The 26,640-nt window shown below is 61.3% G+C and carries 24 protein-coding genes and 3 pseudogenes; 13 read left to right on the top strand and 14 right to left on the bottom strand.

What is annotated here, in order from left to right:
• Positions 1-54: 54 nt before the first annotated feature.
• Positions 55-969, bottom strand: coding sequence for a DUF808 domain-containing protein (locus ACF8FG_RS16315; RefSeq protein WP_392518972.1), 915 nt, complete (start codon positions 967-969; stop codon positions 55-57).
• A gap of 132 nt (positions 970-1,101) precedes the next feature.
• Here ACF8FG_RS16315 and ACF8FG_RS16310 point away from each other — a divergent pair, with 132 nt between their 5' ends.
• Positions 1,102-1,713, top strand: coding sequence for a TetR/AcrR family transcriptional regulator (locus ACF8FG_RS16310; RefSeq protein WP_014590197.1), 612 nt, complete (start codon positions 1,102-1,104; stop codon positions 1,711-1,713).
• Between the two features lie 100 nt (positions 1,714-1,813).
• Here ACF8FG_RS16310 and ACF8FG_RS16305 read toward each other — a convergent pair whose 3' ends face one another.
• Positions 1,814-2,254 carry a heme-binding protein gene (locus tag ACF8FG_RS16305; RefSeq protein WP_070383588.1) on the bottom strand — a complete coding sequence of 147 codons (441 nt, stop codon included), beginning with the start codon at positions 2,252-2,254 and terminating at the stop codon, positions 1,814-1,816.
• A gap of 257 nt (positions 2,255-2,511) precedes the next feature.
• Here ACF8FG_RS16305 and gcl point away from each other — a divergent pair, with 257 nt between their 5' ends.
• The 6 genes from gcl to ACF8FG_RS16275 all read left to right on the top strand — a co-directional run bounded on the left by gcl (position 2,512) and on the right by ACF8FG_RS16275 (position 10,188).
• Positions 2,512-4,287: a glyoxylate carboligase gene (gene gcl, locus ACF8FG_RS16300; protein ID WP_014590196.1), complete on the top strand. Its 1,776-nt coding sequence runs from the start codon at positions 2,512-2,514 to the stop codon at positions 4,285-4,287.
• Positions 4,288-4,341: 54 nt separating this feature from the next.
• Positions 4,342-5,124 carry a hydroxypyruvate isomerase gene (gene hyi, locus ACF8FG_RS16295; RefSeq protein WP_318081727.1) on the top strand — a complete coding sequence of 261 codons (783 nt, stop codon included), beginning with the start codon at positions 4,342-4,344 and terminating at the stop codon, positions 5,122-5,124.
• A 152-nt stretch (positions 5,125-5,276) separates the two neighbouring features.
• Positions 5,277-6,170 (top strand): 2-hydroxy-3-oxopropionate reductase, encoded by an 894-nt coding sequence (locus tag ACF8FG_RS16290; RefSeq protein WP_014590194.1) that lies wholly within the window; start codon positions 5,277-5,279, stop codon positions 6,168-6,170.
• A 237-nt stretch (positions 6,171-6,407) separates the two neighbouring features.
• On the top strand, positions 6,408-7,682 hold the full coding sequence (locus ACF8FG_RS16285; protein WP_014590193.1) for a glycerate kinase: 1,275 nt from the start codon (positions 6,408-6,410) through the stop codon (positions 7,680-7,682).
• Entirely contained in the window at positions 7,679-9,094 is a 1,416-nt protein-coding gene (gene pyk / locus ACF8FG_RS16280; protein ID WP_014590192.1) for a pyruvate kinase, read from the top strand. The genes ACF8FG_RS16285 and pyk overlap by 4 nt, the downstream gene beginning before the upstream one ends.
• 206 nt (positions 9,095-9,300) lie before the next feature.
• Positions 9,301-10,188 carry an urea transporter gene (locus tag ACF8FG_RS16275; RefSeq protein WP_318081728.1) on the top strand — a complete coding sequence of 296 codons (888 nt, stop codon included), beginning with the start codon at positions 9,301-9,303 and terminating at the stop codon, positions 10,186-10,188.
• 72 nt (positions 10,189-10,260) lie between these two features.
• Here the strand turns inward: ACF8FG_RS16275 and ACF8FG_RS16270 are convergent, their stop codons facing one another.
• A complete protein-coding gene (locus ACF8FG_RS16270) occupies positions 10,261-11,133 on the bottom strand; it encodes an RHS repeat-associated core domain-containing protein (protein ID WP_223279183.1) in 873 nt (290 codons plus the stop codon).
• Positions 11,134-11,344: 211 nt separating this feature from the next.
• Between ACF8FG_RS16270 and ACF8FG_RS16265 the strand changes: the two genes are divergently transcribed.
• Both ACF8FG_RS16265 and ACF8FG_RS16260 read left to right on the top strand, forming a co-directional pair.
• A complete protein-coding gene (locus tag ACF8FG_RS16265) occupies positions 11,345-12,163 on the top strand; it encodes an ion transporter (RefSeq protein WP_014590190.1) in 819 nt (272 codons plus the stop codon).
• 217 nt (positions 12,164-12,380) lie between these two features.
• Positions 12,381-13,379: a sulfate ABC transporter substrate-binding protein gene (locus ACF8FG_RS16260; protein WP_014590189.1), complete on the top strand. Its 999-nt coding sequence runs from the start codon at positions 12,381-12,383 to the stop codon at positions 13,377-13,379.
• A 326-nt stretch (positions 13,380-13,705) separates the two neighbouring features.
• Here ACF8FG_RS16260 and ACF8FG_RS16255 read toward each other — a convergent pair whose 3' ends face one another.
• Together ACF8FG_RS16255 and ACF8FG_RS16250 are read right to left on the bottom strand one after the other, a co-directional pair.
• Entirely contained in the window at positions 13,706-15,217 is a 1,512-nt protein-coding gene (locus tag ACF8FG_RS16255) for an MFS transporter (RefSeq protein WP_070383586.1), read from the bottom strand.
• A 211-nt stretch (positions 15,218-15,428) separates the two neighbouring features.
• Positions 15,429-15,581 (bottom strand): annotated as a pseudogene (locus tag ACF8FG_RS16250) (class I SAM-dependent methyltransferase); the annotation flags it as partial.
• 81 nt (positions 15,582-15,662) lie between these two features.
• Here ACF8FG_RS16250 and ACF8FG_RS16245 point away from each other — a divergent pair.
• Positions 15,663-16,479, top strand: a pseudogene (locus ACF8FG_RS16245) (mechanosensitive ion channel family protein); the annotation flags it as partial.
• A 58-nt stretch (positions 16,480-16,537) separates the two neighbouring features.
• On the opposite strand, the gene ACF8FG_RS16240 reads toward ACF8FG_RS16245, so the two are convergent.
• Together ACF8FG_RS16240 and ACF8FG_RS16235 are read right to left on the bottom strand one after the other, a co-directional pair.
• Positions 16,538-17,464 carry a class I SAM-dependent methyltransferase gene (locus ACF8FG_RS16240; RefSeq protein ID WP_371923997.1) on the bottom strand — a complete coding sequence of 309 codons (927 nt, stop codon included), beginning with the start codon at positions 17,462-17,464 and terminating at the stop codon, positions 16,538-16,540.
• Between the two features lie 31 nt (positions 17,465-17,495).
• The gene (locus tag ACF8FG_RS16235) at positions 17,496-18,419 is read right to left on the bottom strand and encodes a DMT family transporter (RefSeq protein WP_070383583.1); all 924 of its coding nucleotides are present in this window, start codon (positions 18,417-18,419) and stop codon (positions 17,496-17,498) included.
• 133 nt (positions 18,420-18,552) lie between these two features.
• Between ACF8FG_RS16235 and ACF8FG_RS16230 the strand changes: the two genes are divergently transcribed.
• The 3 genes from ACF8FG_RS16230 to ACF8FG_RS16220 all read left to right on the top strand — a co-directional run bounded on the left by ACF8FG_RS16230 (position 18,553) and on the right by ACF8FG_RS16220 (position 21,763).
• Entirely contained in the window at positions 18,553-18,990 is a 438-nt protein-coding gene (locus tag ACF8FG_RS16230) for an Lrp/AsnC family transcriptional regulator (RefSeq protein ID WP_003254357.1), read from the top strand.
• Positions 18,991-19,485: 495 nt separating this feature from the next.
• Complete coding sequence (locus ACF8FG_RS16225) at positions 19,486-21,018, top strand: NCS1 family nucleobase:cation symporter-1 (protein ID WP_019437309.1); 1,533 nt, start codon at positions 19,486-19,488, stop codon at positions 21,016-21,018.
• Positions 21,019-21,034: 16 nt separating this feature from the next.
• Positions 21,035-21,763 carry an aspartate/glutamate racemase family protein gene (locus ACF8FG_RS16220; protein ID WP_014590181.1) on the top strand — a complete coding sequence of 243 codons (729 nt, stop codon included), beginning with the start codon at positions 21,035-21,037 and terminating at the stop codon, positions 21,761-21,763.
• A 120-nt stretch (positions 21,764-21,883) separates the two neighbouring features.
• Here ACF8FG_RS16220 and ACF8FG_RS16215 read toward each other — a convergent pair whose 3' ends face one another.
• The 7 genes and pseudogenes from ACF8FG_RS16215 to ACF8FG_RS16185 all read right to left on the bottom strand — a co-directional run bounded on the left by ACF8FG_RS16215 (position 21,884) and on the right by ACF8FG_RS16185 (position 26,325).
• Positions 21,884-23,077: a D-amino acid dehydrogenase gene (locus ACF8FG_RS16215; RefSeq protein WP_070383581.1), complete on the bottom strand. Its 1,194-nt coding sequence runs from the start codon at positions 23,075-23,077 to the stop codon at positions 21,884-21,886.
• 44 nt (positions 23,078-23,121) lie between these two features.
• On the bottom strand, positions 23,122-23,784 hold the full coding sequence (locus ACF8FG_RS16210) for a histidine phosphatase family protein (protein ID WP_014590179.1): 663 nt from the start codon (positions 23,782-23,784) through the stop codon (positions 23,122-23,124).
• A gap of 232 nt (positions 23,785-24,016) precedes the next feature.
• On the bottom strand, positions 24,017-24,355 hold the full coding sequence (locus tag ACF8FG_RS16205; RefSeq protein ID WP_003254365.1) for an FKBP-type peptidyl-prolyl cis-trans isomerase: 339 nt from the start codon (positions 24,353-24,355) through the stop codon (positions 24,017-24,019).
• 128 nt (positions 24,356-24,483) lie between these two features.
• Complete coding sequence (locus tag ACF8FG_RS16200; RefSeq protein WP_014590177.1) at positions 24,484-24,891, bottom strand: GFA family protein; 408 nt, start codon at positions 24,889-24,891, stop codon at positions 24,484-24,486.
• Positions 24,892-24,958: 67 nt separating this feature from the next.
• Positions 24,959-25,747 (bottom strand): PhzF family phenazine biosynthesis protein, encoded by a 789-nt coding sequence (locus ACF8FG_RS16195; RefSeq protein WP_144180617.1) that lies wholly within the window; start codon positions 25,745-25,747, stop codon positions 24,959-24,961.
• Between the two features lie 52 nt (positions 25,748-25,799).
• A pseudogene (locus ACF8FG_RS16190) lies at positions 25,800-25,976 on the bottom strand (2-hydroxyacid dehydrogenase); the annotation flags it as partial.
• 130 nt (positions 25,977-26,106) lie between these two features.
• Positions 26,107-26,325, bottom strand: coding sequence for a hypothetical protein (locus ACF8FG_RS16185; RefSeq protein WP_392518967.1), 219 nt, complete (start codon positions 26,323-26,325; stop codon positions 26,107-26,109).
• Between the last annotated feature and the right edge of the window lie 315 nt (positions 26,326-26,640).

The following is a 26,640-nucleotide window of genomic DNA, read 5'->3' as shown; positions in this document are numbered from 1 at the left end:
ACCTGGTAGGAGCGGGTTCACCCGCGAACCGGGGCAAAGCCCCGGCCAGGCGCCTCAATTGGCAGGTCTGATCGCCCGCCACAACTTCCCCGCAGCACTGACCACCGCCAGCACCATGGCACCGGCCACAACACCGACCCCAGCGTTGAGCAACGCCCCGGTCAGCGCCCCGCCACGCCCTTCGCTGAACGCCTCGATGGCATGATGCAGCGGCTCGATGCCATGCACCAGGATCCCACCGCCCACCAGGAACATCGCCGCAGTACCAATCACCGACAGGCTTTTCATCATGTACGGCGCCGCCCGCAGGATGCCGTTACCCACTGCCTGAGTCAGCCTGGAGGTTTTGCGGGCCATCCACAGCCCAAGGTCGTCAAGCTTGACGATCCCGCCTACCAACCCATACACACCAATGGTCATGACCACCGCAATGCCCGACAGCACGATGATCTGCTGGGTCAGCGGCGAGTCAGCCACGATACCCAAGGTAATGGCGATGATTTCCGCCGACAGGATGAAGTCGGTACGCACCGCCCCCTTGATCTTGGCTTTTTCAAAAGCCACCAGGTCAACGCTGGCATCGGCAACAGCCTCCTTGCGCGCGTCGTGCTGTGCCTCATCCTCTTCCTTGCTGTGCAAGAACTTGTGCGCCAGCTTCTCGAAACCCTCGAAGCACAGGAACGCGCCACCCAGCATCAACAACGGCGTAACCGCCCAGGGTATGAACGCACTGATCAGCAGCGCGGCCGGTACCAGGATCGCCTTGTTGACGAACGACCCCTTTGCCACCGCCCAGACAACCGGAAGTTCGCGATCGGCGCGCACGCCGGTGACCTGCTGAGCATTCAGCGCCAGGTCATCACCCAGCACGCCTGCGGTTTTTTTTGCCGCCACCTTGGTCATCAGAGAGACGTCATCCAGCAGCGTGGCGATATCGTCGATCAGTACCAGTAGACTGCTTCCTGCCATGTTTGCTTGTATCCAAATAAGTCAATGTGCCGGATTCTAGCCCAAAGCCGCTGCCTTGAGCGCCCGTCGAGGCCGGTGCTACCATGCCCGATCCCCCTTAGAGGTGGCCAGACACGAGGAAGATCCCTGACCATGAGCACCATTCGCGAGCGCAACAAGGAATTGATCCTGCGCGCGGCCAGCGAGGAATTCGCCGACAAGGGCTTCGCCGCCACCAAGACCAGCGATATCGCGGCCAAGGCCGGCCTGCCCAAGCCGAACGTGTATTACTACTTCAAGTCCAAGGACAACCTTTACCGTGAGGTCCTGGAAAGCATCATCGCGCCGATCATGCAGGCATCCACGCCGTTCAATGCAGACGGCGACCCGAAAGAAGTGCTGAGTGCGTACATTCGTTCGAAGATTCGCATTTCGCGTGATCTGCCCCATGCGTCCAAGGTGTTCGCCAGCGAGATCATGCATGGCGCACCGCACCTGTCACCGAACCAAGTAGAGCAGTTGAACGAGCAGGCCCGACACAACATCGAGTGCATCCAGCGCTGGATCGACCGCGGGCAGATCGCCCATGTGGACGCGCATCACCTGATGTTCAGCATCTGGGCGGCGACCCAGACCTATGCGGACTTCGACTGGCAGATTTCTGCGGTGACCGGCAAGGCCAAGCTGGCCGACAGTGATTATGACGCGGCGGCCGAAACCATTATCCGCATGGTGCTCAAGGGATGTGAGCCAGAGGTGGCCTGAGATGGACAATGGGGACCGCATTCCACTGGGGTCGCACGCCCCTGTGGGAGCGGCCTTGTGTCGCGAATGGGCCGCAAAGCGGCCCCTGCTAACTTGAGCCTTACGCCGCTACCCCGGCATCTGCCCGCAACCCCACCTCCTCGATCGCACTGATCGCACACTGCTCGTCAATATCCGACGTATCGCCGCTGATCCCCACGGCACCCAGCAACTTGCCGTCCTGATCACGAATCAGCACCCCACCCGGCGCCGGCACCACCGGCCGCTCACCCATCCCGTTCAACGCGGCAAAAAAAGCCGGCCGCTGCTGCGCATCCAGCGCCAGCAAGCGCGACCCCTTGCCCAGGGCAATCGCACCCCAGGCTTTGCCAGTGGCCACTTCAGGCCGAATCAGGCTCGCGCCATCTTCGCGCTGCAGCGCCAACAGGTGCCCGCCGGCATCCAGCACCGCCACGGTCAGCGGCGCGGCATTGATCTTGCGGCCCGCCACCAGCGCGGCATTCACCAGGCTGACGGCGACTTTCAGGTTAAGAACGTTCATGGAAAGGTCCTCTTCTTGTTGTGAGAAGCCCTAAGGGCAGTTGAAAACCGATCGAACAAATAGAACACAACGAGAGATTTTTTTGTATACAATATTTTGAAACGATCGTATGCGATGGCGCAAACCCCCGTTTTCACGGGCGCTCTGACGAAAGCCAGCTTAGCCGATGAAAACCCATTGACCTAAGCCGCCAGGCGTGAATACACTCTGTCGCAAAGCAAGTTGTATACAATTACAAAATCGATGAGGCACAAACCATGAGCAAAATGAGAGCAATCGATGCAGCCGTTCTGGTCATGCGCCGTGAAGGTGTAGATACCGCGTTCGGCATCCCGGGGGCTGCCATCAACCCGTTGTATTCGGCCCTGAAGAAAGTCGGTGGCATCGATCACGTCCTCGCTCGTCACGTCGAAGGTGCCTCGCACATGGCCGAGGGCTACACCCGCGCCAACCCGGGCAACATCGGTGTGTGCATCGGCACTTCCGGCCCTGCCGGCACCGACATGGTCACCGGCCTGTACAGTGCCTCGGCCGACTCCATCCCGATTCTGTGCATCACTGGCCAGGCGCCCCGTGCGCGCCTGCACAAGGAAGACTTCCAGGCCGTCGACATCACCAACATCGTCAAGCCAGTGACCAAGTGGGCGACCACCGTTCTGGAGCCAGGCCAGGTGCCTTACGCCTTCCAGAAGGCCTTCTATGAAATGCGTACCGGCCGCCCAGGCCCGGTGCTGATCGACCTGCCTTTCGACGTGCAGATGGCCGAAATCGAATTCGACATCGACGCCTACGAACCGCTGCCCGTGCACAAACCGTCCGCCACACGCGTACAGGCCGAAAAAGCCCTGGCCCTGCTCAATGACGCCGAGCGCCCACTGCTGGTAGCCGGTGGCGGCATCATCAACGCCGACGCCAGCGACAAGCTGGTCGAATTCGCCGAACTGACCGGCGTACCCGTGATCCCGACCCTGATGGGCTGGGGCACCATCCCGGACGACCACGCACAGATGGTCGGCATGGTCGGCCTGCAGACCTCGCACCGCTATGGCAACGCAACCCTGCTGAAATCCGACCTGGTATTCGGTATCGGTAACCGCTGGGCCAACCGCCACACCGGTTCCGTCGATGTCTACACCGAAGGCCGCAAGTTCGTACACGTCGACATCGAACCGACCCAGATCGGCCGCGTGTTCACCCCGGACCTGGGCATCGTTTCCGATGCCGGCAAGGCACTGGACGTGTTCCTGGAAGTGGCCCGCGAGTGGAAAGCCGCCGGCAAGCTCAAGTGCCGCAAGGCCTGGCTGGAAGAGTGCCAGGAGCGCAAGTCGAGCCTGCAGCGCAAGACCCACTTCGACAACGTGCCGGTCAAGCCGCAGCGCGTCTACGAAGAAATGAACCAGGTATTCGGCAAAGACACCTGCTACGTCAGCACCATCGGCCTGTCGCAGATTGCCGGCGCGCAGTTCCTGCATGTGTACAAGCCTCGCCACTGGATCAACTGCGGCCAGGCCGGCCCGCTGGGCTGGACCATCCCTGCTGCGCTGGGCGTGGTGAAAGCCGATCCGAAGCGCAAGGTTGTGGCGCTGTCAGGTGACTACGACTTCCAGTTCATGATCGAAGAACTGGCGGTAGGCGCACAGTTCAACCTGCCGTACGTCCACGTACTGGTGAACAACGCCTACCTGGGCCTGATCCGCCAGGCGCAGCGTGGCTTCGACATGGATTACTGTGTACAACTGGCGTTCGAGAACATCAACTCGACCGACGCTGCCACCTACGGTGTCGACCACGTCGCCGTGGTCGAAGGCCTGGGTTGCAAGGCCATCCGTGTGTTCGAGCCAGCAGAAATCGCCCCTGCCCTGCTCAAGGCACAGAAGATGGCCGAAGAGTTCCGCGTGCCGGTGGTGGTTGAAGTGATTCTCGAGCGTGTGACCAACATTTCCATGGGCACCGAGATCAACGCGGTCAACGAGTTCGAAGACCTGGCCCTGGTCGGCAACGACGCGCCAACCGCCATCTCGCTGCTGGACTGATCGCCTGACGCCCCCAGGCACGCCCTGGGGGCCTTCATCGCAAGGAGACAACTCATGCCTCGCTTCGCTGCCAACCTGTCCATGCTGTTCACCGAACAGGACTTCCTGGCCCGCTTCAAGGCTGCCGCCGATGCTGGTTTCAGAGGCGTCGAATACCTGTTCCCATACGACTTCAGCGCTGCCGACATCAAGCAGCAGCTGGAAGCCAACGGCCTGACCCAGGTGCTGTTCAACCTGCCTGCCGGCGACTGGGCCAAAGGTGAGCGCGGTATCACCTGCCACCCTGACCGCATCGAAGAGTTCCGTGCCGGTGTCGACAAGGCCATCGAGTACGCCAAGGTGCTGGGCAATACCCAGGTCAACGCCCTGGCCGGCATCCGCCCACAAGGCCCGGACTGCGCTACCGTGCGCAAGACCTTCGTCGAGAACCTGCGCTACGCCGCTGACAAGCTCAAGGGCGCCGGGATCCGCCTGGTCATGGAAATGATCAACACCCGCGACATCCCGGGCTTCTACCTGAACACCACCCAACAGGCCCTGGAAATCCAGGCCGAAGTGGGCAGCGACAACCTGTTCCTGCAGTACGACATCTACCACATGCAGATCATGGAAGGTGACCTGGCTCGCACCATGGAAGCCAACCTGAAGCTGATCAACCACATCCAGCTGGCCGACAACCCCGGCCGCAACGAACCAGGCACCGGCGAGATCAACTACCGCTTCCTGTTCGAACACCTGGACCGCATTGGCTACCAGGGCTGGGTGGGCGCGGAGTACAAGCCGCTGACCACTACCGAAGCGGGCCTGGGCTGGCTGAAAACCCACAACGCAATCTGAGGAACAACTCGGGACCCTGTGGGAGCGGGCTCGCCCGCGAACACCGGCAAAGCCGGTGCCATCCACCGAGTTGTCTGCTTCGCGGGCGAGCCCGCTCCCACAGGGGGCCAAAGCTTGCTTGAGATATCACAATTACAAAGAGGTAATTTCTCATGGCTAAAATCGGTTTCATCGGCACCGGCATCATGGGCAAGCCCATGGCCCAGAACCTGCAAAAGGCAGGTCACAGCATCTTCGTTTCCACCCACCACGACGCCGCGCCAGCCGACCTGATCGCCGCCGGTGCCGTGGCCCTGGCCAACCCGAAAGAAGTTGCCCAGGAAGCCGAATTCATCATCGTCATGGTTCCCGACACTCCGCAGGTCGAAAGCGTCCTGTTCGGTGAAAACGGCGTGGCCGAAGGCGTTGGCCCGAACAAGGTGGTGATCGACATGAGCTCGATCTCCCCTACCGCTACCAAAGCCTTCGCCGAGAAGATCAAGGCCACCGGCGCCGCCTACCTGGACGCCCCGGTGTCCGGTGGTGAAGTCGGTGCCAAGGCGGCGACCCTGAGCATCATGGTCGGTGGCTGCCCGAACGCCTTCGAGCGCACCCTGCCGCTGTTCGAAGCCATGGGCAAGAACATCACCCGCGTCGGTGGCAACGGTGACGGCCAGACCGCCAAGGTCGCCAACCAGATCATTGTCGCCCTGAATATCCAGGCCGTGGCCGAAGCCCTGCTGTTCGCCGCCAAGAACGGCGCCGACCCTGCCAAGGTGCGTGAAGCACTGATGGGCGGCTTTGCTTCGTCGAAAATCCTCGAAGTGCACGCCGAGCGCATGATCAAGGGCACCTTCGACCCAGGCTTCCGCATCAATCTGCACCAGAAGGACCTGAACCTGGCCCTGCAAGGCGCCAAGGAACTGGGCATCAACCTGCCCAACACCTCCAATGCCCAGCAAGTGTTCAACACCTGCCAGGCTCTGGGCGGCGGCAACTGGGACCACTCGGCGCTGATCAAAGGCCTGGAGCACATGGCCAACTTCTCGATCCGCGACGACAAATAAATCGTTTTTAGCCTCACTGGCCTCTTCGCGGGTAAACCCGCTCCTACAAAGACCGCACAATCGCTCAAAGCTGTGCATGTAGGAGCGTGCTTGCCCACGAAGAAGCCAACGCCGTTGAACCTGCGACCACAGGCCCAATGGTGGCATCGAGCAACACCCGCCCCTGGTTCGGCCTGCACGGAGGCAGTTCCAGGGGCGTTTTTGATTCTGCAGAACAACAATAATTGGGAGCCTGCCATGTCGGTCGATCCGCAAAAACTTCTCCGCGAGCTGTTCGACACAGCCATCGCCGCCGCCCACCCCCGTCAAGTCCTCGAACCCTACCTGCCCGCCGATCGCAGCGGCCGGGTTATCGTCATCGGCGCCGGCAAGGCCGCAGCCGCCATGGCCGAAGTGGTCGAGAAAAGCTGGCAGGGCGAAGTCTCCGGCCTGGTCGTGACCCGTTACGGCCACGGCGCCAACTGCCAGAAGATCGAGGTGGTCGAAGCCGCCCACCCGGTCCCGGACGCTGCCGGCCTGGCGGTGGCCAAGCGCGTGCTGGAACTGGTCAGCAACCTCAACGAAGAAGACCGCGTCATCTTCCTGCTGTCTGGCGGTGGCTCGGCGCTGCTGGCCCTGCCTGCCGAAGGCCTGACCCTGGCCGACAAGCAGCAGATCAACAAGGCACTGCTGAAATCCGGCGCCACCATCGGCGAGATGAACTGCGTGCGCAAGCACCTCTCGGCGATCAAGGGCGGGCGCCTGGCCAAGGCCTGCTGGCCGGCCACGGTCTACACCTATGCCATTTCCGATGTACCGGGCGACCTCGCCACGGTAATTGCCTCCGGCCCCACCGTGGCCGACCCGAGCACCTCGGCCGACGCCCTGGCCATCCTCAAACGCTACAACATCGAAGCGCCCAAAGCGGTCATCGATTGGCTGAACAACCCGGCCTCGGAAACCGTCAAGGCCGATGACCCGGCCTTGGCCCGCAGCCACTTCCAGTTGATCGCCAAACCCCAGCAGTCGCTCGAGGCCGCCGCGGTCAAAGCCCGTCAGGCCGGCTTCAGCCCGCTGATCCTCGGCGACCTGGAAGGCGAATCACGCGAAGTGGCCAAGGTGCATGCCGGTATCGCCCGACAAATCGTTCAGCACGGCCAGCCGCTCAAAGCGCCCTGCGTGATCCTGTCGGGCGGCGAAACCACTGTGACCGTGCGCGGCAATGGCCGTGGCGGGCGCAACGCCGAGTTCCTGCTCAGCCTCACCGAAAGCCTGAAAGGCCTGCCGGGCGTATACGCCCTGGCCGGCGACACCGATGGTATCGATGGCTCGGAAGAAAACGCCGGCGCCTTGATGACCCCAACCAGCTACGACCGCGCCGAAGCATTGGGCCTGTCGGCCAGCGACGAGCTGGACAACAACAACGGCTACGGCTACTTCGCCGCGCTGGATGCGCTGATCGTCACCGAACCGACCCGCACCAACGTCAACGACTTCCGCGCCATCCTGATCCTCGAGACTGCCCAATCATGACGCCTGATAAAAAAGTAAAGATCCTTGCCACCCTTGGCCCTGCGATCAACGGCATCGACGATATCCGCCAGCTGGTCGAAGCCGGGGTGAACATCTTCCGCCTCAACTTCAGCCATGGCGAGCATGCCGACCACGCCCTGCGCTACCAGTGGATCCGCGAAGTCGAACAACAACTGAACTACCCGCTGGGCATCCTCATGGACCTGCAAGGGCCGAAGCTGCGCGTTGGTCGCTTTGCCGAAGGCAAGGTGCAGCTGCAACGCGGCCAGGCCCTGCGCCTGGACCTGGACAAAACCCCGGGCGACAGCCGCCGGGTCAACCTGCCGCACCCCGAAATCATCGCCGCCCTTGAGCCCGGCATGGACCTGCTGCTGGACGACGGCAAGCTGCGCCTGCGCGTGACCGCCAAGCACAGCGACGCCATCGACACCGAGGTGTTGAACGGTGGCGAGCTTTCGGACCGCAAGGGCGTCAACGTACCGCAAGCGGTGCTAGACCTCTCCCCGCTCACCGAAAAAGACCGCCGCGACCTGGCCTTTGGCCTGGAGCTGGGTGTGGACTGGGTCGCCCTGTCGTTCGTGCAGCGCCCGGAAGACATCGTCGAAGCGCGCCAGCTGATTGGCGACCGCGCCTACCTGATGGCCAAGATCGAGAAGCCATCGGCAGTAGAACAACTGCAAGCCATCGCCGAGCTGGCAGACGCGATCATGGTGGCCCGTGGTGACCTGGGCGTGGAAGTACCGGCCGAAAGCGTGCCGCAGATCCAGAAGCGCATCATCGGCACCTGCCGCCAGCTGGGCAAACCCGTGGTGGTGGCCACGCAGATGCTCGAGTCGATGCGTTTCTCGCCAGCGCCAACCCGTGCCGAAGTCACCGACGTGGCCAACGCGGTGGCCGAAGGTGCCGATGCTGTGATGCTGTCGGCCGAGACGGCGTCGGGCGACTACCCGCTGGAAGCCGTGCAGATGATGAGCAAGATCATCCGCCAGGTTGAAAACGGCCCGGACTACCAGGCCCAGCTCGACGTCAGCCGGCCAAAGGCCGAAGCGACCGTGTCGGATGCCATCAGCTGCGCCATCCGCCGAATCAGCGGCATTCTGCCGGTGGCGGTGCTGGTCAACTACAGCGAGTCGGGCGCCTCGACCCTGCGGGCTGCACGAGAGCGGCCGCGGGCACCGATCCTCAATCTGACGCCGAACCTGAACACCGCGCGCCGCCTGAGCGTGGCCTGGGGTGTGCATTCGGTGGTCAACGACCGCCTACGTCAGGTGGACGAGGTGGTTTCCACTGCCCTGGAGATTGCCCAGGCGCAAGGCATGGCCAGCCGTGGCGACACGCTGCTGATCACCGCTGGCGTGCCTTTCGGCAAGCCGGGTACGACTAACACGCTGCGGATCGAGACTTTGATCTGAGATTGCCGGGGGCGCGTTGCGCCCCTTTCGCGACACAAGGCCGCTCCCACAGGGCCGCGCTGGCACAAGGGAATGCAATCCCTGTGTGAGCGGCCTTGTGTCGCGATTGGAGGGCAAAGCCCTCCCCGAATACCGCTCTACCCGACCGCGGAAAACCGAGGCCCAAAGAGGCCCACCGCTCCCCCATCAACCTCACTGACTGCCCCATGTACACGAAAAATTTCGTCAACCCGTGCCCCGACTGGGCCACGGCGTTACTCAACGGCTTCAGCCAGGTGCTGCTGCTGCGCAACCCCCTGTGCGGCCTGTGCTGCCTGCTGGCCATCCTGCTGACGGCGCCCAACCTGGTCGGCGGCGCGCTGCTTGGCGCCCTGGCCGGCCTGCTCACCGCCCAGGCACGCGGCTATGACCGTGCCGACCGCCAGGCCGGGCTGTACTGCTACAACGGCGTACTGATCGGCATCCTGATCAGCGCCGTGCTGCCCTGGTCGGTCATATTGCCCCCCCTGATCATCGCCGCCGGCGGCCTGTCCAGCATTATCACCCACCAGTGGCGCAAGCGCGGTGGCAAGTTGCTGGTCGCCTACACCGCGCCATTCGTGCTGCTGGGCTGGGGCACACTGCTAGTCGCCAGCCCCTCGCCCAGCGGCTTCATAGAAGCCGACCCGCTGGATGCCCTGGCGCGCGGCGTGGGCCAGATCTTCCTGCTTGATCAACCCTTGGCCGGGTTGTTGATCATCGTCGGCATGTTCATTACCAATCCCTATGCGGCGATGTGGGCTGTAATCGGTTCAGCCATTGGTGGCGGCGTGGCGTTGCTCGCCGATCAGGCACAGGCGGCGTGGCTGGGGCTGTACGGGTTCAATGCGGCATTGGCGGCGTTAGCCTTCAGCCGCCAGCATGAAAGAGCCTGGGTAACACTGGCTGCGATAGTTTTGGCACTGCTGCTGCATTCGATGTTCACACACCTGCCCATACCAGGACTTACCGCGCCCTTTGTCGTCGCTTGCTGGCTGATGCTCCTGGGTAGCCGTGCTTCACACTCACTGTTCGACAGCAGTCAAAGCCAAGACATAAAGCGACGATTGAGATAGCCATAAACTGATAGGGAGGCTCATTGAGCCTCTCGCCACCTGAAAGGGAATTGATACACCCAGAACTTAGTGTCACCCACGTGGAGAGCGCGGTATTCTATAGGGCTGAAAAATCCACCTCCCATTTACATCCTGTCTGTATCCACCGAAAGTAAAACCTGCCTCCCTCATGTTCGCCGCTCTTACACCCGAAGCCTGCACCACCACACCATCCTTAATCCAACCTTCGACCATTGCCCTTGGTTCAAGCCTCATCGAAACGCTCTGTCGGAGCCCCATCTCCCCGTAATGCACAACCATGGTCCTACCATCAGTAACCGGTTTATAGATCCATACAGATTGATGCCGATTTAACCCATCCTGGACAACAGGCGCCAAAGAGCGGGGCAATAAATGCTCTGAGAGGCTTGCGCTAACGTTTATGCCTTGGACCGAATTCTCGAGGGCCGCCGCTTGTCTTACATGACCGGGCAAAACTCTCATAACCCTATTTACCATTCGTCCGGGCAGAAAACTCAAAAGTTTAGTTCCAATTCGTCCTAGCAGTGCCCAAGACTGTCCTGTTGGATCCACACGATTCACAGGGTCACCGCTGCAATAACAGTAGGCATTGATCCCGCCATCACCAAAGGGGCTCAAGCTATCAGCACGACTGAAACGCCGAAGTGATGGGATGTAGAATCGATGGCCATTACCCAACGGGTAAGCTGTAGTGACCAGGTCACGCCACTGACCGTTGAACCCGATCATTGGCCTGCCGTTGCTTATCGCTGAATATCCATAGGCAGAAAACGCTTCATTCACAAAATGATCACACCGCACAGTCGCACTCACGGTATTTGCACCATCGACCAGCAATAAAGCTGAAGAGGCGTCTTTCTGAAACAATGCCTGCCCTCCAGCCTGCAGCAGGCGTTCATTATCTTGACCAGAGACACAAACCATCTGATCTAACTGATAAAACAAGCCAACGCGTGCACGATGCTGCCTTGAATTTGACATAGCCACGCTCCGATCAACCCTGCGGTTCTCATGATTAGCGTTTTTTCACTCACCGCCTACTGGCATTTCTACCAGTTCGCCAGCTCTGCGTCGGCTTGTGCATCTCACCCGCGCACTTTAGTGTTGATCATCAACGTCAAGCATCAGGTATCCCATGTCTTCGCAATCTTTACGCGAACGCCTCTACATCATGGTCTTCCAGACCGACACCGTAGCCGGTCGCCGCTTCGACAAGATCCTGCTGCTGATCATCCTGGCCAGCCTGGTCACCGTCATTCTCGACAGCATCGACGAGGTCCACCAGGGCTACGCCGGCCTGCTGGCCGGCATCGAGTGGGGCTTTACCGCGATATTCCTGGCCGAATACATCACCCGCCTGTACTGCTCGCCCAAGCCGCTGCGCTACGCCTTCAGTTTCTACGGCCTGGTCGATTTACTGGCGATCGTGCCGGGGATCCTCGCGCTGTACTACAGCGACGCCCAGTACCTGTTGATCATCCGCGTGATACGGATGCTGCGGATATTCCGCGTGCTCAAGCTCGGCCAGTACCTGAAGCAGGCCAACTACCTGCTGGAAGCGCTGCGCGGCAGCAAGCAGAAGATCATCGTGTTCCTGGTGACGGTATCGACGCTGGTGACGGTGTTCGGCACGCTGATGTACGTGATCGAAGGGCCTGAGCATGGCTTTACCAGCATCCCCAAAGGCATCTACTGGGCCATCGTCACCCTGACCACAGTGGGCTTTGGCGACATCGTGCCGAAGACCCCGCTGGGGCAGGTGCTGTCGTCGCTGGTGATGATCACCGGTTACTCGATCATCGCCGTGCCGACCGGCATCTTCACTGCCGAGCTAGCCAATGCCATGCGCGGGGAGCAGCTGCAGCATGATTGCCCGACCTGCCACAAGAAGACCCACGAGCCTGGGGCGGCGTTCTGCTCTCGCTGTGGGAATGGGTTGTTTCCCAAAGCGTGATAGCGCCTGCGCCGGGCTCTTCGCGGGTAAACGCGCCCCTACAGGATAACCACAGGCCCGGACCGTGCGCGGTCCCTGTAGGAGCGGGTTTACCCGCGAAGAGGCCGGCACGGGCAGAAGCATAACCAAAGCATTTTTTGTTCTTTAACCCGTATAAACCCACCCGCTATAGTCGCTGGCAATCTGCCCCAACAACCTTCAAGAACAAGGAAGCATCGTGAAAAAACTCTTCACCGCCTCGCTGCTCGCCGCAGGCCTGGCCCTGGGCAACCTCGCCCAGGCCGCACCCACCCTGCTCAACGTTTCCTACGACGTGATGCGCGACTTCTACAAGGACTACAACCCGGCCTTCCAGAAGCACTGGGAAGCCGAGCACAACGAGAAGGTCAACGTGCAGATGTCCTTCGGCGGCTCGAGCAAGCAGGCCCGTGCGGTGATCGATGGCCTGCCGGCCGATGTCATCACCATGAACATGGCCACCGACATCAACGCCCTGGCCGACAATGGCAAGCTGGTGCCCGACAACTGGGTAACCCGCCTGCCGAACAACAGCGCGCCGTTCACCTCGGCCACTGTGTTCATCGTGCGCAAGGGCAACCCGAAAGCCCTGAAAGACTGGCCCGACCTGCTCAAGGACGGTGTGCAGGTGATCGTGCCCAACCCGAAAACCTCGGGTAATGGCCGCTATACCTACCTGTCGGCCTGGGGCTACGTACTCAAGCAAGGCGGCGATGAAAGCAAAGCCCGCGACTTCGTCGGCAAGCTGTTCAAGCAGGCACCCGTGCTGGACACCGGTGGCCGTGCGGCCACCACCACGTTCATGACCAACCAGATCGGTGACGTACTGGTCACCTTCGAAAACGAAGCCGAGATGATCGCCCGCGAGTTCGGCCGCGACCAGTTCGAAGTCGTTTACCCAAGCGTATCGGCCGAAGCCGAGCCACCGGTGACGGTGGTCGACAAGGTGGTGGCCAGGAAAGGCACCCAGGCCGTAGCCGAGGAATACCTGAAGTACCTGTGGTCACCCGCAGCCCAGGAGATCGCCGCCAACAACTACCTGCGCCCGCGTGATGCGACGGTACTGGCCAAGTACACCGACCGCTTCCCGAAAGTGGACTTCCTGTCGGTGGAGAAAACCTTCGGTGACTGGCGCACCGTGCAGAAGACCCACTTCAATGATGGTGGGGTGTTTGACCAGATCTATACCAACCAATAGCCGTAAGGGGGCATCTGGCCTAATGCCAGTCAGTTAAGACAGACTCATTGACCTTTAGCCTGTAGGCCGCAAAATCCGACGCTTGGAAACGAGCATCGGATTTTTTATGCGCCTGTCAAAAGCCCTCTCTCTGAAACACCACATTAGATGCTCCTGCGGTATCAGGACTTCGCCGACATAACGCTGTTCCAGATGCAAGGCCGCACGCTGATCATACAATTGCCCCAATAATAGGCGCATGCCACCTCTCCAAATTTAAAGCAGCACAAATCCAGACCCGAAACTATTCAACTAAACAGTTCCGGGCCGAGCATTATTTGACTAAATTAAGAAGAAACTTGCTGTTCGGCAGAAACTGTCGAATACCTTCGAAAGTTCACAAACACCAACAGTGCGATGACCACGAGTACCCCCATGGTGGCCATCATTACCGAGGACACCGCTTGGTCGAACGCCAATCGCGCATTCACAGCGATTTCCTGCCCCAGCGGGGCGGGCATTTGCGCGGCAGCGGCTAGCGCGCTGTCGATCCCGTCCTGCAGGCGCGCCGCGTCGGCGGCCTGCTCGGGCACGACCAGCGAGCGGCTGTACACCACCGACATCAGGCTACCCATGAAGGCGATGCCCAACCCTCCTCCCAGCTCGTAGGAAATTTCCTCGGCCGAAGCGGCCATCCCCGCTCGCTCCGGCGGCGCGCTGGCCATGATGGTGGTGGACGCCCCGGTCATACTCGCCCCTACGCAAGCACCCATGACGAACAGCAGCAGCAGTTGCAGGGCGACCGACTGGCTGAAACTGTACATGAACAGGCCAATGGCACCGGCGTAGATCAACAGTGCGAGCACCAGGAACCGATCACAACGGACCTTGGGCAGCAACCAGCCGCTTAACGGACCGGCCACGATCGCTCCCACGGAAAGGGGCAGGAAATAAAGGCCGGTCTCGAGCGGGGATAGCCCGACAACCAGTTGCAGGCGCTGGCTCAGTACCAGGTTGATGCCCATCAGGCAGCCGGCCGCGGCCAGGCTGGCGATGACCGCAGAGGAGAACGCGGGGCTGCGGAAAATCTGCAGGTCGATCAACGGAAAACCACGCTTGCGCTGCCCGCGCACGAACATCCAGCCGAAGCCCGCGCAGATGGCCAACGCCCCCAGCGCCGCCACCAGCGAGGGCTCGGGCTTGGCGAATTCCTTGATCAGGTACGCCAGGCTGATGAGCCCTACCATCGCCTGAAGGGAGCCAAGCAAGTCCCATGGCCCGGCGTTGGCCTGTTGCGTGTTCCTGATCAGCAGCAAGGACAACACCAGGGCCACCAGCACGATGGGCACGTTGATCAGAAACACGGAACCCCACCAGAAATGCTCGAGCAGCGCCCCCCCTATCAGCGGACCAATCGCTGCACCACCGGAAGCCACGGCCGTCCAGACGCCGATGGCAAAACCACGCTCACGCTCATCCTCGAAGGTCAGGCTGATGATCGCCAGCGTGGCCGGCATCATGGCCGCCGCACCGACGCCCAGCGCGCCCCTAGCCAGGATTAGCAGCGCAGAAGATGGCGCGAATGCAGCCAGAAGCGACGCCGCACCGAACAGCACAAGGCCGATCACGAACAATCGCTGGTGGCCGATGCGATCACCCAAGGTGCCAGCACCCAGCAACAAGCCGGCGACGACCAGGGGATACATGTTGATGATCCACAGCTTTTCGGAGGTAGATGCCCCGAGCGCATGGGTAAGTGTGGGCAAGGCGATGTAAAGGACCGTCATGTCGATCGCAACCAATAGCAAGGCGAAGGACAGGACGGCCAATACGAGCCATCGCTGGTAAGTGTTGAACATTGGCATTCTCCCTGCCTTGATCAAGCCGATCACTGATTGTCGGCGCCGCATCCAAATAGGAACTCGGATCCTAGTAGACGGCCAACTTCATTGCAAATATTAAAAATTGTAAAAACAATTAATCCTCACACAATGAATATAAATAAATTATACCCGTAAGATAAATCCTACATTAACGGATGAATAATGACGTATTTATAATAGAACTCCATCACCTTGAGTGCTCCTCCACGCCCGCATCCGAAAAAACCGGCGGATTCGCCAGCCGCTCGGCGAACGCCAGCGCCGGGGCATGCAAGGACAACTCTTCGATTAGGAACTGCAGCCCGATGCCTGGGTCGTTGGCACAGGCCAGTAAGGTGCCGAACAACTGGTAACCCGCCTGCCGGACAACAGCGTGCCGTTCACCTCGGCTCATACAAGGGATGCGCGGGTACGCCCCTGTAAGGAGCTGCTGCGCAGCCTCGCCCACGCGCTACTGCGCATCGACATGGCCGTTACCTTCATCGAGCTGCTGGGGCGCATCTGGGGCTTCTCGGTGGTCGATTTCGCCCTGAGCAACAGCCTGGGCCAGGCGATCAGCAACTCGCTGTCGAGCATTGCCTTGATCCTGCTGGTCACCTGGCTGCTGTGGGTGGTACTCGATACGGACATCCAGGAAGCACTCAAGCCCCCGTCGGCCGCCGCAGCGCGCGTCAGCCGAGCACCCGGGTGCGGACCATCCTGCCGATGCTGCACAATGCGATCAAAGTGGTCCTGATCGTCATCTACACCATCACCACCATGGCCAACCTGGGCACCAACGTCGCGCCGTTCCTGGCCGGTGCCGGGGTGATCGGCCTGGCCATCGGCTTCGGCTCGCAGCAGCTGGTGCACGATGTGATTACCGGGTTGTTCATCCTCATCGAGGATTCCATTTCCATCGGCGACTGGGTAGTGCTCGATTCCGGCCATACCGGTACAGTCGAAAGCCTGACGATCCGTAGCGGCTGCGCGATGGCAAAGGCTTCGTGCACTCGGTGCCGTTTGGTCAGATCAAGGCGGTTACCAACCAGTCGCGGCAGTTCGCCTATGCGTTCTTCTCGGTGCAGTTCACTTACGACAGTGATGTGGATGCGTCACTCGCGCTGATCCATGAGGTGGGCAAGTCGATCAGCGAAGACCCGCTGCTGCGCATCAACCTGCAAGGGCCGTTACAGGTATCCGGGGTGGACCGCTTTGCCCAGGTGTACCCGCTGCCGCTGCAGGCCCTGGGGGCTTGAATTCGCCTGCACCGGCCCTTTCGCGGGCTCGCCCGCGAAGCTTCCAGCAAGGGCAGCATCAAACCTGACGGAATACCAAGGCCTTCAGCCCGCCAGCCGGGTCCACATCCGGAAACTCCGGCGGGTTTTCCAACCGCTCGACAAACGCCAGCGAAGGCGCCTGCTCTGCCATTCCCTCGATCAGGAATTCCGGCCCGATGCCCGGGTCGTTGACACACGCCAGCACCGTCCCGCCTTCGCTCAACAACTCCGGCAAACGCCGCAGGATCTTTGCGTAATCCTGGGTCAGCACAAAGCTGCCACGCTGGAAGGTCGGCGGGTCGATGATGATCAGGTCATAAGGCCCGTACTTGCGCACCTTGCCCCACGACTTGAATAGTTCATGCCCCAGGTACGCCACCCGCGATGCATCGTGGCCATTGAGGCGATGGTTGTCCCGGCCCCGCGACAGGGCCGACTTGGCCATGTCCAGGTTCACCACCTGCTCAGCGCCACCGGCAATCGCTGCCACGGAAAAGCCGCAGGTATAGGCGAACAGGTTGAGCACGCGCTTGCCCGCCGCCTGCTCGCGCACCCAGCGGCGGCCATAGCGCATGTCGAGGAACAGGCCGTTGTTTTGCCGCACGCCCAAGTCCAGTAGGTAGGTCAGGCCGTCCTCGATCACTTCGCGTTGCTGGCACGGCTCGCCCAGCAGCCACTGGCCCGGGCTGTCGGGCAGGTAGCGGTGCTGGATGATGACTGCCTGCCCCGTCCACTGCGGGCGCTCGGCCAAGCTGCGCAGCATGGCTTCCAGTTCGGCGAGCTGGCCTTCGGGCGGCTCACGGAACAAGGCGACCGACAGCACGCCCTGCAGCCAGTCGACGGTGACCTGCTCCAGGCCCTGCCAGCAGCGGCCGCGCCCGTGAAACAGGCGGCGGGTTTCCTGTGGGGCAGGGTCGAGGGCGGCAAGCAGGTGTTGCTCAAGGGTGTCGATGGGCGAGGTCATGGCGGATCGCAGGCTGGCAAAAAGCGGCATTCTACCTTGCGGGCCTCTTCGCGGGTAAACCCGCGCCTACAGGATGCCGCGCCGAGCGGAACCACCACCCCTGCTGCATGCCCGCCGCCGCCAGCAGGATCAACCCCACGCCCAGCCACTGCAGCGGCGCCAGGCGGTGCCCGAACGCCACCCAGTCCACCAGAATTGCCGCAATCGGGTAAATGAACGACAGCGCACCGGTCAACGCCGTGGGCAAACGCTGGATGGCGCTGTACAACAGCACATACATCAGGCCGGTGTGCACCATCCCCAGTGTCAACAAGCTGGCCAACGCCGGCACTTCGACCGGCAACCCGCCAAGCGTGACCCATGGCGCCAGCAGCAACACACCCGTGGTTACCTGAATCAGCGCAATCAGGTGCGGGGGCGTGCCACTCAGGCGCTTGATGATCAAGGCCGCGATTGCATACAGAAACGCCGCCCCCAGCGCCAGGGCAATCCCCAGCAGATAGTCCTCGCCATTACTTTGCCCAGCACCATGGGCACTGACGATGGCCAGCATGCCGAGGAACGCCACACTCAGCCAGGTCACCTTGGCCAAGGTGATCTTTTCGCCCAGAAACAGCGCCGCCAGCCCCACCAGAATGAATGGCTGCACGTTGTAAACCGCCGTGCCGATGGCAATCGACGCCCGTGCGTACGAAGCGAACAACAGCAGCCAGTTGCCGACAATGGCCACCCCGCTGGCAATCGCCAGCAAAAATGCCGTGCGGCTGATCACGCCTGGGCGCAGAAAGCCAAACGCGGCGCAAATCGCCAGCAAGGTCACGGCACCGAACACGCAGCGCCAGAACACCACATCCAGCACCGGCTGGCCGGACACCAGCACGAACCAGCCAATGGTCCCGGAAATCAGCATGGCGGCCACCATTTCCAGCGAGCCACGGCGCAATGAACTGTCCATCTCAAACCTCCCTTTGATAATGGCAACAGTATGCAAAGGCTGCAGGCTGGCCATCCAGCGGATAACCAAGGCATTTTCGCCAACCTACCTTTACTATCAAGGCAGATAACACGAATTACCTGATGAGGTGAGCATGACCGATGCCATTGACCAATTATTGATCAACGCACTGATGGAGGACTCGCGCCGCTCGCTCAAGGCTCTGGCGCAGGTCAGCGGGCTGTCCGCACCCAGCGTCAGCGAGCGCCTGCGCCGGCTGGAAGAGCGTGGTGTGCTGCGCGGCTATACCGTGGAGGTCGACCCACGCGCCTTTGGCTACCAGTTGCAGGCGATCGTGCGCATCCGTCCGCTACCGGGGAAGCTGCAAGAAGTGGAGCGCCAGATCATTGCCATCCCTGAGTTCACCGAATGCGACAAGGTCATTGGCGAAGACTGCTTCGTCGCCCGACTGCATGTGCGCTCGATGGAGCAGCTGGACACGCTGCTCGACCTCATGAATGTGCTGGCTGAGACCAATACCGCGATCATCAAGAAGACCCCGGTCAAGCGGCGGTTGCCGCCAATGGATTGATTGGCCTCTGTACTGGCCTCCTTGCAGGGGTGCCCGCGAAGAGGTCAACACAGAAAAGTTGACTATTTTTTGTACACAAAAACGTAACCATAGGTGCCATTTTTGTGTGCACTTTCTTCAGTAGCGCCCCAATTCGTTACACACTTTCCACCCGTTATTTTGACCAAATGATCAACTAATCAATCTTTCAAAAATTTAAACTTGTTCGTTTGGTCAACTTATATTCTCTGTATTTCATCAACTTACCTTTCAAAAAGATAAGTTAGAAATGATCGCCTGTTGAAACCTGCTCTTCCTTTGGCATGGAACTCGCTTTTGTGTGTTCGTGTTTTGTATACAACTTAAACAAAACATAGGTACACAAGAATCCGCGACGCCGACCCAATGTCAGCCGCCGCGCCCACAACCCTGTGATGCCAACGCTGCACCGACGAGATGGCGAGCCCGTGCGCATGCCCGCTCATCGCAGTCCATGTGCATCAGGAGCCCGCCGGAATGAGTAGCAGCCTCGACCTTGCCCCTGAACAATCCGTCGCCAGCACACACCCCGCGTCCACGCTTGCCGGCCACCAGCCGGACCTTGTTCTCAGCCCGCGCCTGCATAACCGCGACCTGGCGCCCACGCGTATGGAAGGCCGTCGCTGGGGCGGCTACAGCATCTTCGCGTTGTGGACAAACGATGTGCACAATATCGCCAACTATTCGTTCGCCATGGGCTTGTTCGCCCTCGGCCTGGGCGGCTGGCAAATTCTGCTGTCGCTGGCCATCGGCGCGGCACTGGTGTACTTCTTCATGAACCTGTCGGGTTATATGGGGCAGAAAACCGGGGTACCGTTCCCGGTCATCAGCCGCATTGCTTTCGGCATCCACGGCGCGCAGATCCCGGCGCTGATCCGTGCCGTCATCGCCATCGCCTGGTTCGGCATCCAGACCTACCTGGCATCGGTGGTGCTGCGGGTGCTGCTCACCGCCGTGTGGCCGCAACTTGCAGCCTACGACCACGACAGCATCCTCGGCCTGTCGAGCCTGGGCTGGGTATGTTTCGTATCGATCTGGCTGGTACAGCTGGTGATCCTGGCCTACGGCATGGAGATGGTGCGCCGTTACGAGGCCTTTGCCGGGCCAGTGATCCTGCTGACCGTCGCCGCCCTGGCGGTGTTCATGTACTTCAAGGCCGACGCGCGCATTGCCTGGTCGGTGGCTACCCCGCTGACCGGCTACGAGATGTGGCGCAACATCTTCGCCGGCGGCGCACTGTGGCTGGCGATCTACGGCACCCTGGTGCTGAACTTCTGTGACTTCGCCCGCTCCTCGCCTTGCCGCAAGACCATCCGCGTCGGCAACTTCTGGGGCCTGCCGGTGAACATCCTGGTGTTCGCCGTGATCACCGTGGTGCTGTGCGGCGCGCAATTCCAGATCAACGGCCAGATCATCGACAGCCCGACGCAGATCGTTGCCGCCATACCCAGCACGCCATTCCTGGTGCTCGGCTGCCTGGCCTTCCTGATCGTCACCGTGGCGGTGAACATCATGGCCAACTTCGTCGCCCCGGCCTTCGTACTCAGCAACCTGGCGCCGCGCCATCTCAACTTCCGCCGTGCCGGGCTGATCAGCGCCACCCTGGCGGTGCTGATTTTGCCGTGGAACCTGTACAACAGCCCGCTGGTGATCGTGTACTTCCTATCGGGCCTGGGCGCCCTGCTCGGCCCGCTGTACGGCGTGATCATGTCCGACTACTGGTTGCTGCGCAAAGGCTGCATCAACGTGCCAGAGCTGTATACCGAGCACCCGGCCGGCGCCTATCACTACAGCAAGGGCATCAACCTGCGTGCCGTGGCCGCCTTCGTGCCGGCCGCACTGCTGGCCATCGTGCTGGCACTGGTGCCCAACTTCCAGGGTATCGCGCCGTTCTCCTGGCTGATCGGTGCCGGCATCGCCGCCGCCCTCTATCTGTTGATCGCCCCACGCAACCGCCAATACCACGACATCAGCGGCGAGTGCATCGCCGTCGACCACAGCAGCCATTAGTCAGGGAGGACTGCCCATGCGCATTCTGATCGCCAACGTCAACACTACCGAAGCCATCACCCACGCCATTGCCGAACAGGCCCGTGCGGTGGCCGCACCCGGTACCGAAATCGTCGGCCTCACACCCTGGTTCGGCGCCGAATCGGTGGAGGGCAACTTCGAGAGCTACCTGGCGGCCATCGCGGTGATGGACCGGGTCCTGGCCTTTGAAGGGCCCTACGATGCCGTGATCCAGGCCGGTTATGGCGAACATGGCCGCGAAGGCCTGCAGGAACTGCTCAACGTGCCTGTGGTGGACATTACCGACGCCGCCGCCAGCACGGCAATGTATTTGGGCCACGCCTATTCCGTAGTAACCACGCTCGACCGCACCGTGCCACTGATCGAGGACCGCCTGAAGCTCTCGGGCCTGTATGACCGCTGCGCCTCGGTGCGAGCCAGCGGGCTGGCGGTGCTGGAACTGGAAGCCGACCCGCTGCGGGCGGTGGAGGCGATTGTCGGGCAGGCCGAACGCGCCGTGCGTGACGACAAGGCCGAGGTGATTTGCCTGGGTTGTGGCGGCATGGCCGGGCTGGACGAGCAGATTCGCCAACGCACCGGCGTGCCGGTGGTGGATGGTGTGAGTGCAGCGGTGACCATTGCCGAATCGCTGGTGCGCATGGGTTTGAGCACGTCCAAAGTGCGCACCTATGCGACGCCACGGGCGAAGAAAGTGGTGGGCTGGCCGATGCGCTTTGGCCGCTAGATATTCTTCGCCTGTACCGGCCTCTTCGCGGCTAAAGCCGCTCCTACAGGACCACCCACACGCCTGAATACCGTTGGGGTCCTCGTAGGAGCGGCTTTAGCCGCGAAGAGGCCGGCCCGGTTAACGCATCATCCGGGCCAAACGCTGCGCACTGCCACAGGCCAAGGTGAACCCCAACGCCCCATGCCCCAGGTTCAGCCACAGGTTGCGATACACCGTCCCACCTATGATCGGCACCCCGGTCGGTGTCGCTGGTCGCATCCCCGCCCACTCCACCGCCTGGCCATAATCCGCCGCCCTCGGCAGCGTCTCCAGCGCCAGCCGCCGCATGCTCTGCAAACGGCGCATGTCCACCGACTCGTCGAACCCGACAATGTCCACCATCGCCGCTACCCGCAGCTGCTGCCCCAGGCGTGCATAGACGATCTTGCGCTCATAGTCGGTAAGGCTCACCTCCGGGGGCAGGTGCCCGGCGCTGATCGGTGCGGTCAGGCTGTAGCCCTTCAGCGGGTAAACCGGTATATGCACTCCCGGTAATGCCAAGCCTGGACCGCGATGCCCGGCACACAGCACCAACTGCTCCACGTCCAGCTGCTGATCACCCAGTTGCAGTGCCACGACCTGGCCCTGGCGCTGAACCAATTGCGTCACCGGCCGGCCAAGCAGGAAACGGCACTGGCCCGACGCGCGCAATAGCGCCTCCAGCCGCAAGCAAAACAGGTGACAATCGCCAACCTCTTCGCCCGCCGTGAACACGCCACCCACAAACGGTGCGCCATCCAGGGCAGGCTCCAACCCGCGCAGCTCGGCAGCCGCCAGCACCTGTTGACTGGACGGGTCCGTCAACTGTTCCCGGCCTTGGGCAAAGGCCCGTTCACTGCGAAAAGCCACCAACTTGCCATTGCGCCGCCAGGCGAAATCCCCCAGGTTCTGGTGTTCACGCCACTGCGCCAGAACGGCCTGGCTGTAAAGCGCGAGCTCAAGCAATTGCCCGGCATTACGGCGATTGACGCTACGCCTGCAAGCCAGGGTGAATGCCAGCAGCCAGCGCCACTGGGCCGGGTCCATGCGCAAGCGCAAGCGCAATGGCGACTCGCCCTGCAACAGCCAGCCCAGCGCCTGCCACGGCACCCCGGCATCAGCCAGCGGCGCCACATAGCGATAAGACAATTGCCCGCCATTGGCAAAGCTGGTGGCCGACGCCAGGCTGTCGCGGGCCTCGATCAGATCAACCGACCCCCCTTCCCTCACCAGCGCGTAAGCCGTCGCCAGGCCCACCACTCCGCCACCGATCACCGTTACCCGCTGCTTCATTGCTCATCCCTGTTCCGGCTTCCTTGCCAAACAGTACCAGCGGATCAGGTCGGGCAGCTATGCGCACCGTCATTCAGGCCCTGACGCACATTGCGGCTCAGCAGGCTGGCCTTGCCATCGTGCCAGGTCAGGGTCAGTACGTAGAGGGTGTCGAAGTCTTCGCCGCTCCAGTCCTCGGTGATCACCCGCTCCTCCCCCAGGGCCTTGCCGGCCACCGTGTTGATCAGTTCCGGCAGGTAGCCGTGGGACCAGGCGGTATAGATGGTCGCATTGCGGTATTTGTTGCTCAGCAACTCATCGGCCAGTTCAGCGGTATCGTTGGCGCCGTAGTCGATATTCACCGGCAAGCCGAGGCGGATGGCACTGGGGGTGATGGTCATCAATGGGCGGATGTAGCTGTAGCTTTCATCCCTGCTGCCTTCCTCGACATGCCGCGTGGGGTTGGCGGCAAACACATAGTCGGCCTTGCCGAAGCGCTCGGGCAGTACAGTGGCCAGGTCCAGCGCACGGTTGAGGCCTTGGCAGTTCAACTGCCCGAGCCCCTCGCCCGGCTTCTCGCCATGACGCAGAAACACCAGGGTCTGGGTGCCATCCACCGGTTGTGCCCGGCTTTCGACAGCCTCCAGCGCCAGCGGCGCGGCGATGGCAGTGAGCACCAGGCTCAGCAGCAAGTGACGGCGACGGCGAAAGAATGTTGGCAACTTCATAAAGGCAGGCTCGTGTGGCAGAGAAAATCGGGTTTACCCGCCACATCGCCCATCCGCTAGAGGGCATCCTTGTAGTGAATGCCATCCTTGGCACGAGTGAGGGTCAGAGTGCCCTGAACCCGTTTGGTTCCTCCCTGGAGGTGAATGCCGTTCCCTGGGCAAGGCCTAGGTTAGGGGCTGGGTGTTGCGCAATTGTGTAAGGTGCAAGAACCTCGAGTTGCAACGCGAACACTCAATCATCCCGCGTGAGCACTTCCAGCAGTTCAATCTCGAAGGTCAGGTCCGAATTTGGCGGGATCGCCCCCACGCTGCGTTCGCCATACCCCAGGTGCGCCGGTACCAGCAGCTTGCGCTTACCGCCTACGCGCATGCCCATCAGGCCTTGGTCCCAGCCTTTGATTACCCTGCCGGTACCGATCACGCACTGGAACGGCTTACCGCGCGACCAGGACGAGTCGAACTCGCTGCCATCGGCCAGCCAGCCGGTGTACTGGGTGGTGATCAGGGCACCTTTGACGGCGGCTTTGCCGTCTCCCTCGACCAGGTCGATGATCTGCAGTTCTTGGCTCACGGGTACACTCCAAAACGCTGAAAAACAAGACCGCCCTTTTCTCAGGAATGCACCGGTTTGGCAAGTTCACGCAGAATTGTACGGAGGCATTCGCCGACGGAATGCCTCCGTACAGACATGACGTTGAATCAGCTGTTCTGCTCGAACACCTCTTGGCCGGACAGCTCTTTGGTCTGATTGGCGAAGCAGTACCACGCGGGTTTCTGTTCGACGAAGATCTGCAGGTCGAAATCCCAGGCGTGGTCGCCATCGAGCAGGCCGACCGGCACGGCATGGAAGTCGTTGGCCTTGAGCCGGTAGTACAGGTGGGTACCACAGCGGCCACAGAAAGCACGCTGGGCCCAGTCGGACGAATCATAGACGCTCGGCGCACGACCTTCGATCAGCGGAGGCTTGCTGCAGTGCACTACCAGCAGCGGGCCGCCGGTCCACTTGCGGCACATGCTGCAATGACAAGCGCTGATATGGGTATTGTCGACGGTGACCGTCAGCCGCGTGTCGCCGCACAGGCAGGTGCCTTGTTTTTCCAGGGCCATGGGTGGCTCCTTGAACGGAAAGATGGGCCTGCAATTATAGAAGCCCCCCAGGGCATCGCACGCCATACTAGATGTACACATTGCCCCGCAGGTACAACGCCGCCCGCCCACTGATGATCACGCGGCCATTGCCCGGCACTTCACACTGCAACTGCCCTTTGCGTGCCCCGCCCTGCTCGCAGCTCAGCACGTTCTTGCCCAGCCTTTGGGCCCATAACGGCGCCAGCGAGGTATGTGCCGAGCCGGTTACCGGGTCTTCATTCACACCAACCCGCGGGCCGAACCAGCGGGTGACGAAGTCAAAGCCACGCCCTACCGCGGTCACGGCAATGCCACGGACGTCGAAGGCCGATAGCGCAACAAAGTCGGGTTTCAACGTTTCGAGCAGCATGGCGTCATCGATCACCACCACATAATCGTCGCTACGGTACACCGCATTCGCCTGGCTCAAGCCCAGCGCCTGCAAAAGACCCGCTGGCATGTCGACCGCTACGGGTTGCTTGGCGGGGAAGTCCATGGCCAGCAGGCCATCAGCGCCACGGCTGACGCGTAACTCGCCACTGCGGGTATTGAAGCGCAGCACTTGCGCCTGCTCACCCAGTTGCTCGAACAGCACGTAAGCCGAGGCCAAGGTAGCATGGCCGCACAGGTCGACTTCCACGGTGGGGGTGAACCAACGCAGGTCGATCGTTTCGCCTTTGCGCACGAAGTAGGCTGTTTCTGACAGGTTGTTTTCTTCAGCGATGCGCTGCAGCACATCGTCCGGCAGCCAGCTGTCCAGCGGGATCACTGCGGCCGGGTTGCCACCGAACGGTTCAGTGGAAAAGGCATCGACCTGGAAGATTTCGAGTTGCATGCACACACTCCTTGTTACCCGGGCGCTGCCAGGCAGATATCTGGAAAAAGGGTTAAGGGCGTACCGGGGTCAAAACTGGCTCACCGGCAAAGAACGCCTGCAGGTTGCGCAGCACCAAGGCCACCGTGTCGCGCGCGGCTTCTGGCGATTGGCCAGCCACGTGGGGTGTGAGCACGGTGTTGGGCAAGGCCTTGAGTGCATCGGGCACTGTCGGCTCGTCGTCGAATACGCAGTTGCGGCGAGGGGCACGGATCAGGTGGTAGCCGGCCTGCTCCAGCATGGGCAGGTAATCGTCGACGGTTTCCACCAGTACCAGGACTGCCTTGCTCATGCCACCTCCGGGTGAATTCGAGGCGTCATTATGCGGAGTCACCGGCCAGTACAGTCAATGGAAATAACAAGGCAAAACTGTACTGTGCTGTTGCTGCGTTGCTGTTGCTGTTGCTGTTGCTGTTGCTGTTGCTGTTGCTGTTGCTGTTGATCTTGATCTTGATCTTGATCTTGATCTTGATCTTGATCTTGATCTTCGCGACTTCAGGAGGCCGAACGTAGGCCTTGCGGAGGGAGGTGACGGGCATGGATGCCCGTCAAGCGCTGGGCCCCAGGATGGGGCCTGCAGCGCGGTCCTCCCGGGAGCGAGGCCGGAGAGAGGGGACCCCGGAGCGCAGCGCAGGGGCCGGATGATGGGAGCGCAGCGTTTTTTGGTTACTTTTTGTCGCGTTTGACAAAAAGTGACTCGCCGTAAGGGCGAAAAGGTGAGTCGGCGTCGCCATCGCGATTGGACTGTTCGCTGAGTCAAAACAGACGAATTTGCTTCTTGCTTCTTGCTTCTTGCTTCTTGCTTCTTGGATGTGGGCATCCACATTGAGTAGGTATTCATTCGCGCAGGTGGC

The sequence above is a fragment of the Pseudomonas sp. YQ_6 genome, assembly GCF_043103245.1.
GTDB classification, from domain to species: domain Bacteria; phylum Pseudomonadota; class Gammaproteobacteria; order Pseudomonadales; family Pseudomonadaceae; genus Aquipseudomonas; species Aquipseudomonas alloputida.
This window is presented reverse-complemented; position numbering and strand designations above follow the sequence as displayed.

Bases quoted from the DNA above. Each gene is read 5' to 3' on its own strand.
- ACF8FG_RS16310 (WP_014590197.1), top strand. From the start codon at position 1,102: ATGAGCACCATTCGCGAGCGCAACAAGGAATTGATCCTGCGCGCGGCC.
- ACF8FG_RS16240 (WP_371923997.1), bottom strand. From the start codon at position 17,464: ATGACCTCGCCCATCGACACCCTTGAGCAACACCTGCTTGCCGCCCTC.
- hyi (WP_318081727.1), top strand. From the start codon at position 4,342: ATGCCTCGCTTCGCTGCCAACCTGTCCATGCTGTTCACCGAACAGGAC.
- ACF8FG_RS16290 (WP_014590194.1), top strand. From the start codon at position 5,277: ATGGCTAAAATCGGTTTCATCGGCACCGGCATCATGGGCAAGCCCATG.
- ACF8FG_RS16265 (WP_014590190.1), top strand. From the start codon at position 11,345: ATGTCTTCGCAATCTTTACGCGAACGCCTCTACATCATGGTCTTCCAG.
- ACF8FG_RS16230 (WP_003254357.1), top strand. From the start codon at position 18,553: ATGACCGATGCCATTGACCAATTATTGATCAACGCACTGATGGAGGAC.
- ACF8FG_RS16305 (WP_070383588.1), bottom strand. From the start codon at position 2,254: ATGAACGTTCTTAACCTGAAAGTCGCCGTCAGCCTGGTGAATGCCGCG.
- ACF8FG_RS16210 (WP_014590179.1), bottom strand. From the start codon at position 23,784: ATGAAGTTGCCAACATTCTTTCGCCGTCGCCGTCACTTGCTGCTGAGC.
- ACF8FG_RS16270 (WP_223279183.1), bottom strand. From the start codon at position 11,133: ATGGTTTGTGTCTCTGGTCAAGATAATGAACGCCTGCTGCAGGCTGGA.
- ACF8FG_RS16255 (WP_070383586.1), bottom strand. From the start codon at position 15,217: ATGTTCAACACTTACCAGCGATGGCTCGTATTGGCCGTCCTGTCCTTC.
- ACF8FG_RS16225 (WP_019437309.1), top strand. From the start codon at position 19,486: ATGAGTAGCAGCCTCGACCTTGCCCCTGAACAATCCGTCGCCAGCACA.
- ACF8FG_RS16200 (WP_014590177.1), bottom strand. From the start codon at position 24,891: ATGGCCCTGGAAAAACAAGGCACCTGCCTGTGCGGCGACACGCGGCTG.
- pyk (WP_014590192.1), top strand. From the start codon at position 7,679: ATGACGCCTGATAAAAAAGTAAAGATCCTTGCCACCCTTGGCCCTGCG.
- ACF8FG_RS16275 (WP_318081728.1), top strand. From the start codon at position 9,301: ATGTACACGAAAAATTTCGTCAACCCGTGCCCCGACTGGGCCACGGCG.
- ACF8FG_RS16215 (WP_070383581.1), bottom strand. From the start codon at position 23,077: ATGAAGCAGCGGGTAACGGTGATCGGTGGCGGAGTGGTGGGCCTGGCG.
- ACF8FG_RS16315 (WP_392518972.1), bottom strand. From the start codon at position 969: ATGGCAGGAAGCAGTCTACTGGTACTGATCGACGATATCGCCACGCTG.
- ACF8FG_RS16285 (WP_014590193.1), top strand. From the start codon at position 6,408: ATGTCGGTCGATCCGCAAAAACTTCTCCGCGAGCTGTTCGACACAGCC.
- ACF8FG_RS16235 (WP_070383583.1), bottom strand. From the start codon at position 18,419: ATGGACAGTTCATTGCGCCGTGGCTCGCTGGAAATGGTGGCCGCCATG.
- ACF8FG_RS16195 (WP_144180617.1), bottom strand. From the start codon at position 25,747: ATGCAACTCGAAATCTTCCAGGTCGATGCCTTTTCCACTGAACCGTTC.
- gcl (WP_014590196.1), top strand. From the start codon at position 2,512: ATGAGCAAAATGAGAGCAATCGATGCAGCCGTTCTGGTCATGCGCCGT.
- ACF8FG_RS16220 (WP_014590181.1), top strand. From the start codon at position 21,035: ATGCGCATTCTGATCGCCAACGTCAACACTACCGAAGCCATCACCCAC.
- ACF8FG_RS16185 (WP_392518967.1), bottom strand. From the start codon at position 26,325: ATGCCCGTCACCTCCCTCCGCAAGGCCTACGTTCGGCCTCCTGAAGTC.